The organism is Streptomyces microflavus, from assembly GCF_014650075.1.
In the GTDB taxonomy this organism is placed as follows: domain Bacteria; phylum Actinomycetota; class Actinomycetes; order Streptomycetales; family Streptomycetaceae; genus Streptomyces; species Streptomyces microflavus.
Genome location: NZ_BMUG01000003.1, coordinates 303,439 through 318,830, shown reverse-complemented (window position 1 = coordinate 318,830; position 15,392 = coordinate 303,439). Strand labels below are relative to the sequence as shown.

The following is a 15,392-nucleotide window of genomic DNA, read 5'->3' as shown; positions in this document are numbered from 1 at the left end:
ATTGACACCGGAGCGCCCGCCCCCGGGCCTCCCGGGCGGGACCACCTGGATGATGAGCAGACCGGGGCGGCTACCATATGAGCGCCGCCTAGCTCGAAAGATAAACACGTGACTGTCAATGACGACTCGTTCACCAACTGGATGCACCGCGAGGAGATCGCGGAGTCGATGATCCCGATCATCGGGAAGCTGCACCGTGAGCAGGACGTGAACGTCCTGCTGCACAGCCGCTCCCTGGTGAACAAGTCGGTGGTCAGCATCCTCAAGACCCACCGCTTCGCCCGGCAGATCGCCGGTGAGGAGCTGTCCGTCACCGAGACGATGCCGTTCCTGCGGGCCCTGACGACGCTGGACCTCGGCCCCTCCCAGATCGACATAGGCATGCTGGCCGCGACGTACCGCGCCGACGACCGCGGCCTGACGGTGGAGGACTTCACCGCCGAGGCCGTCTCCGGGGCGACCGGCGCCAACAAGATCGACCGCCGCGAGTCGCGCGATGTCGTCCTCTACGGCTTCGGCCGCATCGGCCGCCTCATCGCCCGCCTCCTCATCGAGAAGGCCGGCTCCGGCAACGGGCTGCGGCTCCGCGCCATCGTCGTACGCAAGGCCTCCGGCCAGGACATCGTCAAGCGCGCCTCACTGCTGCGGCGCGACTCGATCCACGGCCAGTTCTCGGGCACGATCACCGTCGACGAGGCGAATAGCAAGATCATCGCCAACGGCAACGAGATCAAGGTGATCTACTCGGACGACCCGACGTCGGTGGACTACACCGAGTACGGGATCAAGGACGCCATCCTGATCGACAACACCGGCAGGTGGCGCGACCGCGAGGGGCTCTCGAACCACCTGCGCCCCGGCATCGCCAAGGTGGTCCTGACCGCCCCGGGCAAGGGCGACGTCCCCAACATCGTCCACGGGGTCAACCACGACACGATCAAGGACGACGAGCAGATCCTGTCCTGCGCGTCCTGCACCACCAACGCGATCGTCCCGCCGCTCAAGGCGATGGCGGACGAGTACGGCGTCCTGCGCGGCCACGTGGAGACCGTCCACTCGTACACCAACGACCAGAACCTGCTGGACAATTACCACAGCTCCGACCGGCGCGGCCGTTCGGCGGCGCTCAACATGGTCATCACCGAGACCGGCGCCGCGTCCGCCGTGGCCAAGGCCCTGCCGGACCTGGACGCGCCGATCACCGGCAGCTCCATCCGCGTCCCGGTGCCGGACGTCTCGATCGCGATCCTGAGCCTGCGGCTGGGGCGCGAGACCACCCGCGAGGAGGTCCTCGACTACCTCCGCAATGTGTCGCTGGCCTCCCCGCTCAAGCGCCAGATCGACTTCATCAGCGCACCCGACGCGGTCTCCAGCGACTTCATCGGCTCGCGCCACGCCTCGATCGTCGACGCGGGCGCCACCAAGGTCGACGGCGACAACGCGATCCTCTACCTCTGGTACGACAACGAGTTCGGCTACTCGTGCCAGGTCATCCGGGTCGTCCAGCACGTCTCCGGCGTGGAGTACCCGACGTACCCCGCCCCGGCGGTCTGACCCCGGCGCAAGGAACGGCACCACCGCACGGCCTCGCGGGCCGGCACCCCCGTACACCGGGGTGCCGGCCCGCTCGTGTTCGTCCGTCGGCCGGGAAAGAATAAGAGCTGTGTCCGCACCATTCCTGAGCGCAAGGAAGCCCAATTTCATGACAGGCAGGCATGATATGGATGAATTGCACGGAGATCGCGGTTCCCTGGCAGCGCAGTTACGTTCCCTGCGCATGCGCCGCGGCCTGACCCTCAGCGCATTGGCCGAACGCACCTCCTACAGCCGGTCCTCCTGGGAGCGTTACCTCAACGGCAAGGCGCTGCCGCCGGCAACGGCGATCACCGAATTCGCGGCGGCTGTCGGGGTGCCCGCTACCGCCCTGCTGATCCAGCGCGAGCGGGAGCAGGACGGCCGCAGACCCGGGGCCCGGAGCGCCCCGATCGGGCAGGAAAGAGCTGCTCCCGGCGAGGACTTACCGCCCGAGGCTTCACAGCACGAGGCCCCACAGCACGAGGGCTCAGCCGAGCCCGTCCCGCCGGTCGGGGCGTTCCGCACGAGAGTGACCCTCATCTCCGCGGTATCCGCCTGCATGGCACTGGTGGCCGGAATACTGATCGGTGGCTGGATATTCGGGGGAACCGACGCCGAGGGGCAGAACCAGGGAAAAGCACAAGGTGAACCCCAGTGCCTGGAATTCGAATGCCGGAACAAGGATTCCCAGCGGATGGGCTGCCACATCGGGGCTTGGACGGCCGCCGCGACCTGGTCGGACCGCACCTACATCGAACTGCGCTACAGCCCCCGCTGCCGGGCCGCCTGGGCCCGGATCACCGATGCCCACGTCGACGACACGGCCAGGGTGGAGGGCCCCCGAGGAGCCCGCAACGAGCGCTCGGTGACCTATGAGAACGACACCTACTCCCCCAGGGTTGAGGCGCCCTACCCGGCTTCCGCGCGGGCCTGCGGGGTGATCAGCGGCAAGGAGACCTGCACCTCGGCCGGCGGAGCCTCCCCCATGCCGCCCGCGCTGACCGATGAACGCGAGCCGGCCCGCAAACCCGCGCCCACCGGGAGCGGCTAGAACTTCTCCCTCCCACGGGGCGGGAGAGGGAGCGAGCGCCCGGAGGGCCCGCTCCCCCGTCACCTACGTCACCGCTTCCCGTTCATCACCGCTTCGCCTTCGTCACCGCTCGCCCGCCACATCGAGGTCCCGCCGCGCCACCGGTGCGCCGCCCGGGACCGCGTCCGATGTCGCCGTACGCCACTGCGGGGCGGCCATCGGGGCGGATACCGCGCGCCACCAGGTCTCCACCGGGAGCGTTCCGGCAGGTTCGAAGGGTTCGCCCGGCCGGGGGAACGCCGCCGGCTGCTCGGCCTCCTCGGCGGCGTCCTTCGTCCACTCGGCGGGCTCGGCCCAGGCGTGCGGGGCCAGGTTGAAGGTGCCCCAGTGGATCGGCACCATCACGCCGTGCGGGCGTCCGCCCTGGAGGTCCAGGTGGGCGCGCATCCCCTCGGCGGGGGTCATGTGGATGTCCGGCCAGTACTCCGAATAGGCGCCGATCTGGATCATCGTGGCGTCGAAGGGGCCGTGCTCGGCGCCGATGTCGCGGAATCCGGGGAAGTAGCCGGTGTCCCCGCTGTGGTAGATCCGGTGCTCCGGGCCGGAGACGGCCCAGGAGGCCCACAGGGTGTGCTGGTTGTTGCGCAGGCCACGGCCGCAGAAGTGGCGCGCGGGGGTGGCGGTGAGGCTGATCCCGTTGACCTTCGCCGTCTCGTTCCAGTCGAGTTCGCGCAGCCGGTCGGGAGCCACTCCCCAGCGCTCCAGATGGGCACCGACCCCGAGCGGCACGGCGAAGACGGTGTCCGTGCCCGCCAGCGCGCGGATCGTCGGCAGGTCGAGGTGGTCGTAGTGGTCGTGGGAGATCACCACCACGTCGACGGGGCCGAGCGTGGCCAGCGGCACCGGCACCGGGTGCAGGCGCTTGGGTCCGGCGAAGGGGAACGGGGAACACCGCTCACCCCAGACCGGGTCGAACAGAACGCGGCGGCCGTCGATCTCGGCGAGGACGCTGGAGTGGCCCATCCAGGTCAGCCGCAGCCCCGTGGCGGGCGGTGCGGCCAGATCGGCGAGGGTCGTGGCATGGACCGGGACGGTGCCTGCCGGAGCCCTGCGGAGCCGCTGCTCCTTCTGAAAGTAGATCTTGGCGAATTCCAGCGTGGAACCGGACGGCCTGGTCCGGGCACCCAGTGGGTTCTGGAACACCCCGTCGGCGAAGTTCGGCGAGCTGAGGATGCGCTGCATCCGCGCTCCCGCGGGATCGGCCCCGAAGGGCTCGGAGCGCATCGAACGCAGTTTCGTACGGAAAGGAACAAAGTAGTCGGCGCCGGTCACAACATCTCCTGGGGGAGTCGGTGTCGTCTCATTATCGTCGGACTGTCCGACAGGGCGAGAAGAGGATGCTGAACGGAGGAGAGGCCGTCCGGTGGGGGTTCAGCCACGTGGCTGCCCGTAGACGTGCTCGATGCGCAGGGTGAGCACCACCCTGCGGTCCGCGACCATGACCCGCCGGTAGTCCTCCCAGTCCGGGTGCTCACCGCGGACGTCGCGGTAGAGCGCGACGAGGGCCTCCACCGTGGCATCGTCCCGTTCGGCGGCGGGCGGGGTCAGCTCGGCGGTGCCGTCCACGACGGTCCAGGCCCATCGGTCGTCACTGGTGACGTGGTAGCTCGCGCGGGGGTCCCGCCGCAGATTGCGGGTCTTCGCCCGGCCCTCGGTGACCGATACCCGGATCGCCTGCTCGTCCGGGTAGTAGGCGTGGTTGACGTTGGACAGCTGGGGCCGCCCGTCCTGTTTAAGAGTGACCAGCACTCCCCCGTCGTGCTCGCCGATGAGGCGGAGCAGCGCTTCCTGTGCCGGTTCGAATGACGTCATGCAGAGTCCAACGTGCTTGCCGCCCCGAGGATTCCGGCCCGGCCGCCCGGCGGGCGGCCGGGCGACGACAGGCCCCAGGGGTGTCACATCCGGCGGCCTCCGTCGCGTCATGTAGGTGAGGGCAGGAATTTCGGTGACCGGCAGTGACCGGAACATTGACTAGGGTGGTCGGGTGGCAAGAGTCCGGTTGAACGTGGCGGAGCGGCGCGAGGAGCTGTTGAGGGCGACGGTCGAACAGATCGAGATCCGTGGGGCCTCCTCCGTGCGGATCGCCGATGTGGCGTCCGCGCTGGGGGTGAGCAACGCCCTGGTCCTCTACCACTTCTCGACCAAGGAGAAGCTGGTCGCCGCCGCCTTCGCGTACGCGGCCGAGGCCGATCTCGCCCATCTGCGGAAGCTGCTGGCCCGCCGCACCTCCGCCGTGCGGCGGCTGCGGGCCGCGGTCCGGTGGTACGCGCCGACCGGGCAGGCCAAGGGGTGGCGGCTGTGGATCGAGGGCTGGGCGGCCTCCCTGCGGGAGCCGGCCCTGCGCGAGGTGGCGGGCGACCTCGACCAGCGGTGGAAGGCGGAGCTGGCCGAGGTCATCGAGGAGGGCGCCGCCGCCGGTGAGTTCCGGTGCGAGGATCCGGAGTCGGCGGCCTGGCGGCTGACCGCCCTGCTGGACGGTCTGGCCGTGCAGATGACGTCGTACGCGGGTCCGCTCTCCCGGGCCACGATGCTGCGCTGGACCGACGACGCGCTCGCCCGCGAGCTGGGCATCGACCACGCCGCGCTGACCGGCTGACGCGTCTGCCGGGTCGGCTCCGGCGCGTCAGGTCTGGCGCACCGGGGCGTAGGCGGCGCCCTCCAGCCCGAACGTCCAGGCGACCCCGTCCTTGGCGGTCCGCGTCGCGGGCGGTACGCGGAGCCAGTAGGTGCGGTGTGTGCCGTCCGGCTCCGGGGTGGAGTTGACCACCTCGACCATCACCACGTCCTCGTCCCCGTCGAGCGCGATGCGCCAGAGGATGCCCGTCTCGTCGCGGTGGACGGGCTCGGCCCCCGACTCCGTGAGATAGCGGTCGTAGCCGTAGTACTCCAGCATCACGCGGCGCAGCTCCGCGTTCTCCTCCTCCCGTATGCGCTGCGGGGTGAGGGTCGCCAGCTCCGCCAGGAACGCGGCGGGCACCGGCATGCCGCGCCATGCGTAAAGGGCGAACCCGTCCCCGTAGGCGAGGGCCGCCCCCTCGCCGTGGTCGAGCCTGCCCGCCTCATCGCGGTGCAGGACCTCGGGCCGCTCGCTGATCACCACGGCCCTCTCGTACGGCCACCACCAGCCGGCGTTCCGGGCTACCTCCGCCAGACCGGTGAGGCGGTCGCCGCGCCCCTCGAAGGCGGCCAGCCAGGCGGCGTCGTGCTGCCCGAGCACCGCGTCGAGCAGCACCAGCCGCACCGCGCCCTCGTCCTCCGGCCGCGCCGCCAGATCGGCGACGACCCCCGACCGTATGCGCTCGGCGAGCGCGGCCGTGGTCTCCCACAGCTGGGCCCCGGTGGCGGACCAGAGGGCGGACCAGCCCGCCGGGCCCAGCTCGTCGTACATGCGGCGGCGCTCCTCGGCCCACGGCCGGGTGCGGACCTCTTCGCGCACCGACCGTCCGGCGTCGGCCAGCTTCTCGACGGCTTCGACGGCGGCCCGGGGCGATGGGGCCCAGACGATCTGCTCGGGCTCGGCGAGTCCGGCGGTGCGGTAGGCGCGCCGCACGCCCTCCTCGGCGGCCGCCCGGTCCGCCGCGCCGGTCGCCGCCGCCACGTCCCGCCAGGAATTCACGTGCTGCATCGGTTGTCCCGTCCCCTGCTGTGCTCGGTCTGATGTCTGTCTTCTGTGCCGGTGGTCCGCCGTGGCGGCCGCAGGCGGCCGGCGGCTCCGGTCCCGGTCAGTCCGCGACGATGCGGATCGCGCCGGGCGCGTACTCCCGCTGGCGCACCACCCGGAACCAGCCCTGCGGCAGCGCGATCGTGGCGTGCTCCTCGTGCACCACCCGCCCGCCCTCGGGGAGATGGAGCAGCATCGGGCCGAACGGTCCCGCCTCCCGGATCAGCCGGCCGGGCCCCTGCACGGCGTGCGCGTGCCCGGTCACCTCCCCCAGCGCGAGCACCAGGCGCCCCCGCCCGTCGCGCAGTTCGCCCGAGGCCTTGAGGAAGGGGGCGGGCACGGCCGACTCCTCCAGCGCCATGATCAGTACATCGCCCTGCCGGTACACAGACGTCTCCCCTCGGTCGCGGCACCCGCTGTGCCGACCATGGGAAAAACGCTACGGGCAGGGTCTGACAACGGGCCCTCCCCGCAGGCTCGGAGGGGTGCCGGCGGGCTCGGGGCCGTCCCGGTCGCGGCGTTGTCAGTGCGGCTTGATAAACCTTGCGGACATCAGCCGTCCCCAGGACCAGGAGTTCAGTGCGATGTACGGTGCGGAGCATCTGCAAGCGTTCGGCGGCCTTCCGGCCGTCGACTTCCAGCCCAAGGACGATCCGGCCGACCGGCCCGCCGCCGATGATGTGGCCTGGCGCATCTCCGTGGAGCCGTACGGCGACGACGACCGGGACCGTCCCTGGGAACAGGAGTTCGCCGACTTCCTGGACGCGGTCGACCCGGCCGGGGTCCGGGCGCTGATCATCGGCCAGTGGGGCGAGGCGTACGACGAGAACTCCGCCGTGCCCATCGGTCTGGTGATCGCCGCCGCCGACCGGCTGACCTCGCTGGAGGCGGTGTTCGTCGGGGACCTGGAGGCGGAGCAGGCCGAGATCACCTGGATCGAGCAGTCGGACGTCACGGCCCTGCTGGCCGCGTTCCCCGCGCTGACGGAGTTCGGGGCGCGGGGCGGCACCGACCTGGTGTTCCCGCCGGTGAAGCACGACCGGCTGCGGGCGCTGACCATCCAGGCGGGCGGTCTGCCCGTCCAGGTGGTCCGCGGGGTGCTGGACAGCGAACTGCCCGCCCTGGAGCGGCTCGACCTCTGGCTCGGCGTGTCGGCCTACGGTGGCGACACCGATGTGGCGGACCTCGCGCCGCTGCTCTCCGGCACCCGCTTCCCCCGCCTCCACCACCTGGGCCTGCGCAACAGCGAGGTGCAGAACGAGATTGCGGCCGCCGTCGCATCGGCCCCGGTCGTCGCCCGGCTCAAGACCCTCGACCTGTCGAACGGGACGCTGGGCGACGAGGGTGCGGCCGCGCTCCTCGAAGGGCAGCCGCTCACCCATCTCGACACGCTCGATCTCCACCACCACTTCCTCAGCGAGGCGATGGAGGAGCGGGTCCGCTCGGCCCTGGAGCCGCACGGGGTGCACGTCGACCTGTCCGAGCGGAACGAGCCCTGGGACAACCGGGGCGCCGAGGGCCGCTACACCGCCGTTTCGGAGTGAGGTGTCATGACGTACATCCGTATTCAGCATCCTGAGCACTTCCACGGCCTGCCGGTCCACACCCCGGCGGCGTCCGTGCCCCTGCCCGCCGCCGACGCGGTGGCCTGGCGGCTGGAGTGCGACCACGACGAGCAGACGGACTTCGGCGTCCTGTGGCAGCAGTTCCTCGACACCGTGGACACGGCCCGGGTCCGGGCGCTCGTCATCGGCCCCTGGTGGCGTGAGGAGTACACACCGTTCGCCCCGGTGGTGGAACTGATCGTCGCCCACGCCGACCGCTTCCCGGCCCTGCGGGGACTCTTCCTCGCCGATGTGGTGGGCGAGGAGTGCGAGGTGTCGTGGCTGCGCATGTGCGACATCACGCCGGTGCTGGAAGCACTGCCGCTGCTGGAGGAGTTCACGGTCCGGGGCTGCGGCCAGGAGGGGCTGGGGCTGCGGCCCATCCGTCATACGGCGCTGAAGTCGCTGCGCTTCGAGTCCGGCGGCCTGCCCGGTGGTCTGGTGCGGGCGGTCGCCGCGAGCGAACTGCCCGCGCTGGAGCGGCTGGACCTGTGGTTCGGCAGTTCGTGGTACGGCGCCGACGCCACGGTCGAGGACATCGGACCGGTCCTGTCGGGCGGCACGTTCCCCCGGCTGCGCCACCTGGGCCTGCAGAACAGCGAGATCCAGGACGAGATGGCGGCCGCCGTGGCGTCGGCCCCTGTCGTCGCCCAGCTGGAGACCCTCGCGCTGTCCATGGGCACCCTCAGCGACACGGGCGGCGAGGCCCTGCTGAACGGGCAGCCCTTGAACCACCTGTCCTCACTCGACCTGCGCCACCACTACCTCACCGGCCCGGTGCTGGACCGCATCAGGGCCGCGTGCGCCCCGGCCGTGGTCGAGGGCGACGAGGCCGAGGAGGACTACGGGGACCCGGACGACGAACCAGAGCGCTATGTCGCCGTCAGCGAGTAGCCCCAGGGGCGCGGCGGCTCCGCGCTTCGCGGTGGTGGGCAATCCGGAGAACCGCCGGGTCGCCTTCTTCCAGGAGGCCGTGCGGGCCGCCGGGCCGGCGCCGGCCCGGGTCGTGTCCTGGCTCCAGGTGCTGGGCGGCGAGGCGTCGTTCGACCCGGGCGAGACCGTACGGATCGACTCGCCCGGCGAGAACGCGGAGGTGGAGCGGCTGCTGCGCGGCGTCGACGATCCGACCCGGGTGGAGGGGTCCGCGCGGTGGTACGCCGGGTTCCTCAGTGCGGTGGGAGAGGTGTCACGGGCTGCCTCGGCGGCCGGTGCCGAGGTGCTCACCTCCCCCGGTGACATCGCCGCCCTCTTCGACAAGCGGCTCTGCCACGCCCTCCTGGAGGATGCGGGGGTCCCCGTGCCCGCCTCGCCGACGTCCGGCCGCCGGGCGGCCCGGGTGCGGGACTGGTCCGACGTACGGGCGCTGATGCGGGAGCACCGGATGCCCCGGGCGTTCGTGAAGCTCGCCCACGGCTCGTCCGCCTCGGGGGTGCTGGCGGTGGAGACCGCGGGTCCCGGCCGGGTCAGGGCGAGCACCTCGGTGGAACGGGACGCCGAGGGGCGGCTGTTCAACTCGCTCCGGGTCCGCCGGTACACCACGGAGCGGGAGGTGGGCGCGATCGTGGACGCGCTCGCCCCCGACGGGCTGCACATCGAGCGCTGGCTGCCGAAGGCGTCCCAGCGGGGGCGGGCCGCCGATCTGCGGATCGTGGTGGTCGGCGGCAGGGCGACCCACGCCGTCGTCCGGACGAGCCTCTCCCCCATGACCAACCTTCATCTCGGGGGCGCCCGCGGGGACCTCGACGAGGTCCGGGCCGCCGTATCGGCGGTGGGTGGCTGCTGGCGCGAGGCGCTGGCGGTGTGCGAGCGGGCCGCCGCCTGCTTCCCCGGGACGCTGTGCGTGGGCGTCGACCTGCTGCCCGCGGCCGGCTGGCGGCGCTTCGCCGTCGGTGAGGTCAACGCCTTCGGTGATCTGCTGCCCGGACTGACCGGACTGCCGGGCAGCGGCGCCGAAGGACTGGACACCTATGCGGCGCAGGTCGCCGCCGTACTGGACCGAGCGAGGAACCACCGTGCCGTCACCCCTCTCTGAACCCGCCACCGACCCCGGTCGGCCCGATATGGCCGAGGTCGTCGGCAGCCATGACCTGCTGCTGGTCACCCTGGACACCCTGCGCCACGACGTCGCCGTCGAGCTGGCCGCCGCCGGACGCATCCCGAACCTGGCCCGGCAGCTGCCCGGCGGCGTCTGGGAGAAGCGGCACGCGCCCGGCAGTTTCACCTACGCCTCGCACCAGGCGATGTTCGCCGGGTTCCTGCCGACGCCCGCCGCCCCCGGCCCGCATCCCCGGCTGTTCGCGGCGCGCTTCGCGGGCAGCGAGTCGACGGCGGACGGCACGTTCGTCTTCGACACCCCGGACCTGGTGTCGGGGCTGGCCGCCGAGGGCTACCGCACGGTGTGCGTCGGCGGGGTCGGGTTCTTCAACCGGCAGGGGCCGCTGGGGTCGGTGCTGCCCTCCCTGTTCCAGGAGAGCCACTGGGAGCCGGAGTTCGGCGTCGCGTCGCCGACCTCGTTCGAGGAGCAGGTGAGCCGGGCCGAGAAGGTCGTGGCGGAGCTGCCGCCCGAGCAGCGGCTCTTCCTCTTCGTCAACGTGTCCGCGCTGCACCAGCCGAACTGGTTCCACACCCCGGGCGCGACCCGTGAGGCGGGCGACTCCCGGGCCACACACGCGGCCGCCCTGGAGTACGTCGACCGGCACATCGGCCGGCTCTTCGCCGCCGCGAGCAGCCGACGCCGCTGTTTCGCGATCGTCTGCTCCGATCACGGCACGGCCTACGGCGACGACGGCTACACCGGCCACCGGCTCGGCCACGAAGCCGTCTGGACCGTGCCGTACGCCCACTTCTTCCTCGAACCGGGGGCCTCCCGATGACCATCAGCACCGCGAGGGCGACAGGCCTGCCCGCCGTCCGGCCGTACGAGAGTTACGTCTACGCCTATCCGCACAAGACGGCCTACCGCCCTCTGCCGGACCGGCCCGCGCTCCGCGAGCTGTGGGCGGCGGAGCCCAAGGACGCCCTTTCCCTCTACCTCCACATACCGTTCTGCGAGGTCCGCTGCGGCTTCTGTAATCTCTTCACCCGGATCGGTGCGCCCGAGGAGCTGACGACCCGCTATCTCGACGCCCTGGACCGGCAGGCCGTGGCCGTGCGGGACGCGCTCGGCGACTCCGCGCCGGTGCGGTTCGCCGCCGCCGCGTTCGGCGGCGGGACCCCGACCTTCCTCACAGCGGACGAGCTGGAGCGGCTCTGCGACATAGCGGAGAAGCGGATGGGCGCCGACCTGCTCGCGGTGCCGCTGTCGGTGGAGACGTCCCCTTCGACCGCGACCGCCGACCGGCTGGCGGTGCTGGCGGGCCGGGGCACGACCCGGGTCAGCATCGGTGTGCAGAGCTTCGTGGACGAGGAGGCCCGGGCCGCCGTCCGCCCGCAGCGCCGGGCCGAGGTGGAGGCCGCCCTCGGCCGGATCCGGGACGCCCGGATACCGGTGCTGAACATCGATCTGATCTACGGCATCGACGGCCAGACCGAGCGCACCTGGCTCGCCTCGCTGGACGCCGCGCTCGCCTGGCGCCCCGAGGAGCTGTATCTCTACCCGCTGTACGTCCGCCCGCTGACCGGCCTGCACCGCCTGGGCGCCGCGGCCGGCCCGGAGGCGGAGGCCCTGGAGCAGGCCGCCTGGGACGAGCAGCGGCTGCGGCTCTACGCGGTGGGCCGCGACCATCTGCTGGCGTGCGGCTACGAGCAGGTGTCGATGCGGATGTTCCGGCGCGCCGACGCCCCCGGGGAATCACAGGACGGCCCCGAGGACCACGCCTGCCAGACCGACGGCATGATCGGGCTGGGCTGCGGGGCCCGTTCCTACACGGCGGCCCTGCACTACTCCTTCGACTACGCCGTGGACATGCGGGAGATCCGTTCCATCATCGACGGCTTCACCGCAACCGGGGACTTCTCCCGGGCCGAGGTCGGCCGGTACGTCGACGCGGCGGAGGCCCGCAGGCGCCACCTCCTCCAGTCGCTGCTCCAGGCGGCGGGCCTGCCCCTGGCCGACTACCGCGCCCGCTTCGGCACGGACCCCCGCGAGGACTTCCCCGCCGAGCTGGAGCGGTTCGCGGACCGGGGCTGGCTGGACGCACAGGCGCCGGAGGGGCTCCTGCGGCTCTCCCCGCTGGGGCTGGCCCACTCGGACGCGCTGGGTCCGGCGCTGTTCTCCCCCGGGGTGCGGGCCGCGATGGCCGCGTACGAGCGGAAGTGAGCGGACCATGGACCTGACCATCCTGTACCGGGGCCCGCTGGCCTCGTGCGACTACGACTGTCCGTACTGCCCGTTCGCCAAACGACGTGACAGCAGAGTCCAGTTGACGGCCGACCGGGAGGCGCTGGAGCGGTTCACCGCGTGGGCGGCTGCGCAGACCGGCGACCGCCTCTCGGTGCTGTTCACCCCGTGGGGCGAGGGCCTGGTGCGGTCCTGGTACCGGCGGGCGCTGACCGAGCTGTCCCAGTTGCCGCACATCGGCCGGGTCGCCATCCAGACGAACCTCAGCGGCCGGACCGCATGGCTGGCGGACGCCGATCCGGAGAAGGTCGCGCTCTGGTGCACGTACCACCCGGGGCAGACACCGTACGAGCGGTTCCTGGACAGGTGCCGCGAGCTCTCCGCACGAGGCATCCGCTACAGCGTGGGTGTGGTGGGGTTCGAGGCGCACCTTCCCGAGGCGCGGCGGCTGCGGGCGGCGCTGCCCGAGGAGGTCTACCTCTGGGTGAACGCCGCCGAGGGGCGGACGTACACCGACGAGGAGGCGGAGCGGTGGACCGAGCTGGACCCGCTCTTCCCCTACAGCAGGCATCCGCACCGTTCGGCGGGGCTGCCCTGCCGGACGGGCGAGTCGGTGATCTCGGTGGACGGCGACGGCACGGTGCGGCGCTGCCACTTCGTCAAGGCGGAGCTGGGCAACCTCTACGACGGCAGCTTCCGCCGGGCACTGGGCCCGCGGGCCTGTCCGCTCGCCGTCTGCGACTGCCACATCGGCTATGTGCACCTGGAGACGCTGCCGCTGTACGACGTGTTCGCGGGCGGTGTCCTGGAGCGGATACCCGCCGGGTTCGCGACGGGCGGGCCGCCGGCCGGGCCCGCGGTCCCCGGCCCGTCCCGGCGTACGCTCCCCCTGCTCAATCCCTGATCCCTACAGGGGCAGCAGGTCCGGCCGCTTCGCCTCGACGTGGTCGCCTGACGACTCGCCGCGCAGCCGCCGGCCGATCCACGGCACGAGGTACTCCCGCGCCCACTGGATGTTGTCGCGGCGCGCGTCGAAGGGGCTGCGCTGGGCCTGCGGCGGCCAGGGCTGGTCCGGGTCGGCCGGCACGTCGTGGCCGAGGACCTGGGCGGCGCGCAGCGCGACGCGGGTGTGGCCCTCGGGCGACAGGTGGAGCCGGTCGGCGTCCCAGGCGCGCCGGTCCTGGACCGACCGCAGCGACCACAGGTCGAGCACGGGGCAGTGGTAGCGGTCGGCGATGGCCCTCAGGTGGACGTTGTACGTGGCGATCTTGCCGCGCATGTGGCGCAGCACCGGAACGCCCCGGGTGTCGAACCCGGTGGTGACCATGACGGTGCCGACCGCGCCGGTCAGGTCCGCCACGGCCCGCTCGAAGCGTTCGGCCAGATCGTCGGGGTCGGTGCCGGGCCGGATGATGTCGTTGCCGCCCGCGCAGAAGGTGACCAGGTCGGGGGCCAGTTCCTTGGCGCGGGGGAGCTGCTCCTCGACGATCTGGTCGAGAAGGCGTCCGCGTACGGCGAGATTGGCGTAACGGAAGTTCCCGTGCCGGGTCTCGTCCGGGCTCGTCGCCGCGTCGGGGGCCGGGAGCCGGTCGGCGAGCAGAACCGCGAACCGGTCCGCCCAGCCGACAAAGGTGCCGTCGGGGCCGGGGTCTCCGACACCTTCGGTGAAACTGTCCCCGATCGCCGCGTACGACCCGATGGTGTTCTGCTGCTGGGTTCTCGAATCGTCTGCCACAAGCACATATCCTGCACCGTTCAATGTGACCTACGCGACCGTAATACGGGGTTGACGGGTGGTGAGATAGACCACCCGGTCAGGTTTTGGTAAAGCCGGAATAAGCGGGGGGGGCGGTGCGCCGCCGCGCACCGCCCCTCGATCACTTCTTGCTGCCCTCGGATCAGAGGGAGACGCCGTGCTGTCGCAGGTAGGCGATCGGGTCGACGTCGGAGCCGTAGCTCGGGCCGGTGCGGACCTCGAAGTGGAGGTGCGGGCCGGTGGAGTTGCCGGTGGAGCCGGAGAGGCCGATCTGCTGGCCGCCGGTGACGGTCTGGCCGACCGAGACGTTCAGCGAGGACTGGTGGGCGTACTGGGAGTACATGCCGTCCTCGTGCTGGATGACGACCTCGTTGCCGTACGAGCCGCTGTTGCCCGCCGAGACCACGGTGCCCGGTCCGATGGCGAGGACGGGGGTGCCGGAGGCGGCCTGGAAGTCCGAGCCGGTGTGGTAGCCGCTGGACCAGCTGGCGCCGGAAGCCCGGTACTGGGTGGTGACATTGGCGCTGGCGAGCGGGGCGGACCAGCCGGAGCCGTTGGCCTCGGAGGAACCGGTCTGCGCGGAGGTGCCGGCCGATGCGGCGTCGGACTCGTCGGCCGAGAGGGTGTCGCTCTTCGGGGCCTGCTCGGCCTTCTTCGGCGCGGCCTTGGGAGCGGCCTTGGGAGCCGGAGCGGCCTTCTTGGCCTCCGAAGGCGCGGCGGAGCCGGACGCCTTGGCGCCGAGGGTGAGCTTCATGCCCGGGAAGATCAGGCTGGGGTTCTCGCCGACGGCCGTGCGGTTGTCCTGGTACAGCTTCTGCCAGCCGCCCTTGACCTGGTGCTCGGCCGCGATCTTCGCGAGGTAGTCGCCGGAGACGACGGAGTACGTCTTCGGGGCGGCCTTCGCCTTGGCGGGCGCGGCCTGCGGTGCGGCCTGCTGTGCGCTCTGCGCGGCGATGGGCTTGACGGCGGGGGCCGCCTTCTCCGCGGCGTGGGCGCCGGTGGCGCCGATCAGCGGGAGGGCGAGTACGGCGCCGCCGGTACCCGCGGCGAGGACGCCGCGGTGGATCGGGCCGGACTTGGGACGACGGTGCTTACCCTTTGCGGGCATGGGGAAGTTCCTCTCCGGCGCCTGCGAGGTGAGCTGTCGGGTTCGGGCTGGAGATGCCCGGCCGCCGGGTGGCGACTTCACCCCGAGCCGGTCCGGATCGCTCCGGGCCGGCGGCTTACCTGGTTCCCCCGCTCCTGCCACGCGTGAGTGGGTGGGTGCGAATTCCGGGCGGCGGCAGGATTAGGCGGTCCGTCCGGATTGACGGTGACCGTAAACGAGTGAGGACGGCAGGAACAAGCCGTCGGTTGCATGCCGGAATCATCGATTCAATTTCGCTCCGGATTTCCCGTCACACTCCGTGGATTACGGATCTTGGCTT

15 protein-coding genes and 1 riboswitch are annotated in these 15,392 nt (G+C 71.8%); of the genes, 9 read left to right on the top strand and 6 right to left on the bottom strand.

Annotated elements, in window-relative coordinates; all coding sequences use genetic code 11:
• The first annotated feature begins 108 nt into the window (after positions 1-108).
• Positions 109-1,554 (top strand): glyceraldehyde-3-phosphate dehydrogenase, encoded by a 1,446-nt coding sequence (locus tag IE264_RS10415; RefSeq protein ID WP_032756879.1) that lies wholly within the window; start codon positions 109-111, stop codon positions 1,552-1,554.
• A gap of 148 nt (positions 1,555-1,702) precedes the next feature.
• On the top strand, positions 1,703-2,626 hold the full coding sequence (locus IE264_RS10410) for a helix-turn-helix domain-containing protein (RefSeq protein WP_308428509.1): 924 nt from the start codon (positions 1,703-1,705) through the stop codon (positions 2,624-2,626).
• A 102-nt stretch (positions 2,627-2,728) separates the two neighbouring features.
• Here IE264_RS10410 and IE264_RS10405 read toward each other — a convergent pair whose 3' ends face one another.
• Positions 2,729-3,937, bottom strand: coding sequence for an MBL fold metallo-hydrolase (locus tag IE264_RS10405; protein ID WP_032756880.1), 1,209 nt, complete (start codon positions 3,935-3,937; stop codon positions 2,729-2,731).
• A gap of 99 nt (positions 3,938-4,036) precedes the next feature.
• Positions 4,037-4,477 (bottom strand): PPOX class F420-dependent oxidoreductase, encoded by a 441-nt coding sequence (locus IE264_RS10400; protein ID WP_032756881.1) that lies wholly within the window; start codon positions 4,475-4,477, stop codon positions 4,037-4,039.
• A gap of 172 nt (positions 4,478-4,649) precedes the next feature.
• Between IE264_RS10400 and IE264_RS10395 the strand changes: the two genes are divergently transcribed.
• A complete protein-coding gene (locus IE264_RS10395; protein ID WP_015612724.1) occupies positions 4,650-5,261 on the top strand; it encodes a TetR/AcrR family transcriptional regulator in 612 nt (203 codons plus the stop codon).
• A gap of 27 nt (positions 5,262-5,288) precedes the next feature.
• On the opposite strand, the gene IE264_RS10390 is transcribed toward IE264_RS10395, so the two are convergent.
• Positions 5,289-6,290 carry a DUF6745 domain-containing protein gene (locus IE264_RS10390; RefSeq protein WP_032756882.1) on the bottom strand — a complete coding sequence of 334 codons (1,002 nt, stop codon included), beginning with the start codon at positions 6,288-6,290 and terminating at the stop codon, positions 5,289-5,291.
• Positions 6,291-6,387: 97 nt separating this feature from the next.
• Entirely contained in the window at positions 6,388-6,714 is a 327-nt protein-coding gene (locus tag IE264_RS10385) for a DUF8820 family protein (RefSeq protein ID WP_015612722.1), read from the bottom strand.
• A 196-nt stretch (positions 6,715-6,910) separates the two neighbouring features.
• On the opposite strand from IE264_RS10385, the gene IE264_RS10380 reads away from it, so the two are divergent.
• From IE264_RS10380 to IE264_RS10355, 6 genes are read left to right on the top strand one after another with little or no spacing between them, the layout of a single operon-like run.
• A complete protein-coding gene (locus IE264_RS10380) occupies positions 6,911-7,870 on the top strand; it encodes an STM4015 family protein (RefSeq protein ID WP_032756883.1) in 960 nt (319 codons plus the stop codon).
• Between the two features lie 6 nt (positions 7,871-7,876).
• Positions 7,877-8,824, top strand: a complete 948-nt coding sequence (locus IE264_RS10375) for an STM4015 family protein (protein ID WP_032756884.1) — start codon at positions 7,877-7,879, stop codon at positions 8,822-8,824.
• Positions 8,805-9,962, top strand: a complete 1,158-nt coding sequence (locus IE264_RS10370) for an STM4014 family protein (protein WP_032756885.1) — start codon at positions 8,805-8,807, stop codon at positions 9,960-9,962. The genes IE264_RS10375 and IE264_RS10370 overlap by 20 nt, the downstream gene beginning before the upstream one ends.
• A gap of 28 nt (positions 9,963-9,990) precedes the next feature.
• A complete protein-coding gene (locus IE264_RS10365; protein WP_015612718.1) occupies positions 9,991-10,803 on the top strand; it encodes an STM4013/SEN3800 family hydrolase in 813 nt (270 codons plus the stop codon).
• Positions 10,800-12,188, top strand: a complete 1,389-nt coding sequence (locus IE264_RS10360; protein ID WP_032756886.1) for an STM4012 family radical SAM protein — start codon at positions 10,800-10,802, stop codon at positions 12,186-12,188. The genes IE264_RS10365 and IE264_RS10360 overlap by 4 nt, the downstream gene beginning before the upstream one ends.
• Before the next feature lie 7 nt (positions 12,189-12,195).
• Positions 12,196-13,113, top strand: a complete 918-nt coding sequence (locus IE264_RS10355) for an STM4011 family radical SAM protein (protein WP_032756887.1) — start codon at positions 12,196-12,198, stop codon at positions 13,111-13,113.
• A gap of 3 nt (positions 13,114-13,116) precedes the next feature.
• On the opposite strand, the gene IE264_RS10350 is transcribed toward IE264_RS10355, so the two are convergent.
• Entirely contained in the window at positions 13,117-13,944 is an 828-nt protein-coding gene (locus IE264_RS10350) for an SGNH/GDSL hydrolase family protein (protein ID WP_032756888.1), read from the bottom strand.
• A 163-nt stretch (positions 13,945-14,107) separates the two neighbouring features.
• Positions 14,108-15,073 (bottom strand): M23 family metallopeptidase, encoded by a 966-nt coding sequence (locus tag IE264_RS10345; protein WP_015612714.1) that lies wholly within the window; start codon positions 15,071-15,073, stop codon positions 14,108-14,110.
• 3 nt (positions 15,074-15,076) lie between these two features.
• Positions 15,077-15,237: riboswitch (cyclic di-AMP (ydaO/yuaA leader) on the bottom strand.
• Positions 15,238-15,392: the final 155 nt, after the last annotated feature.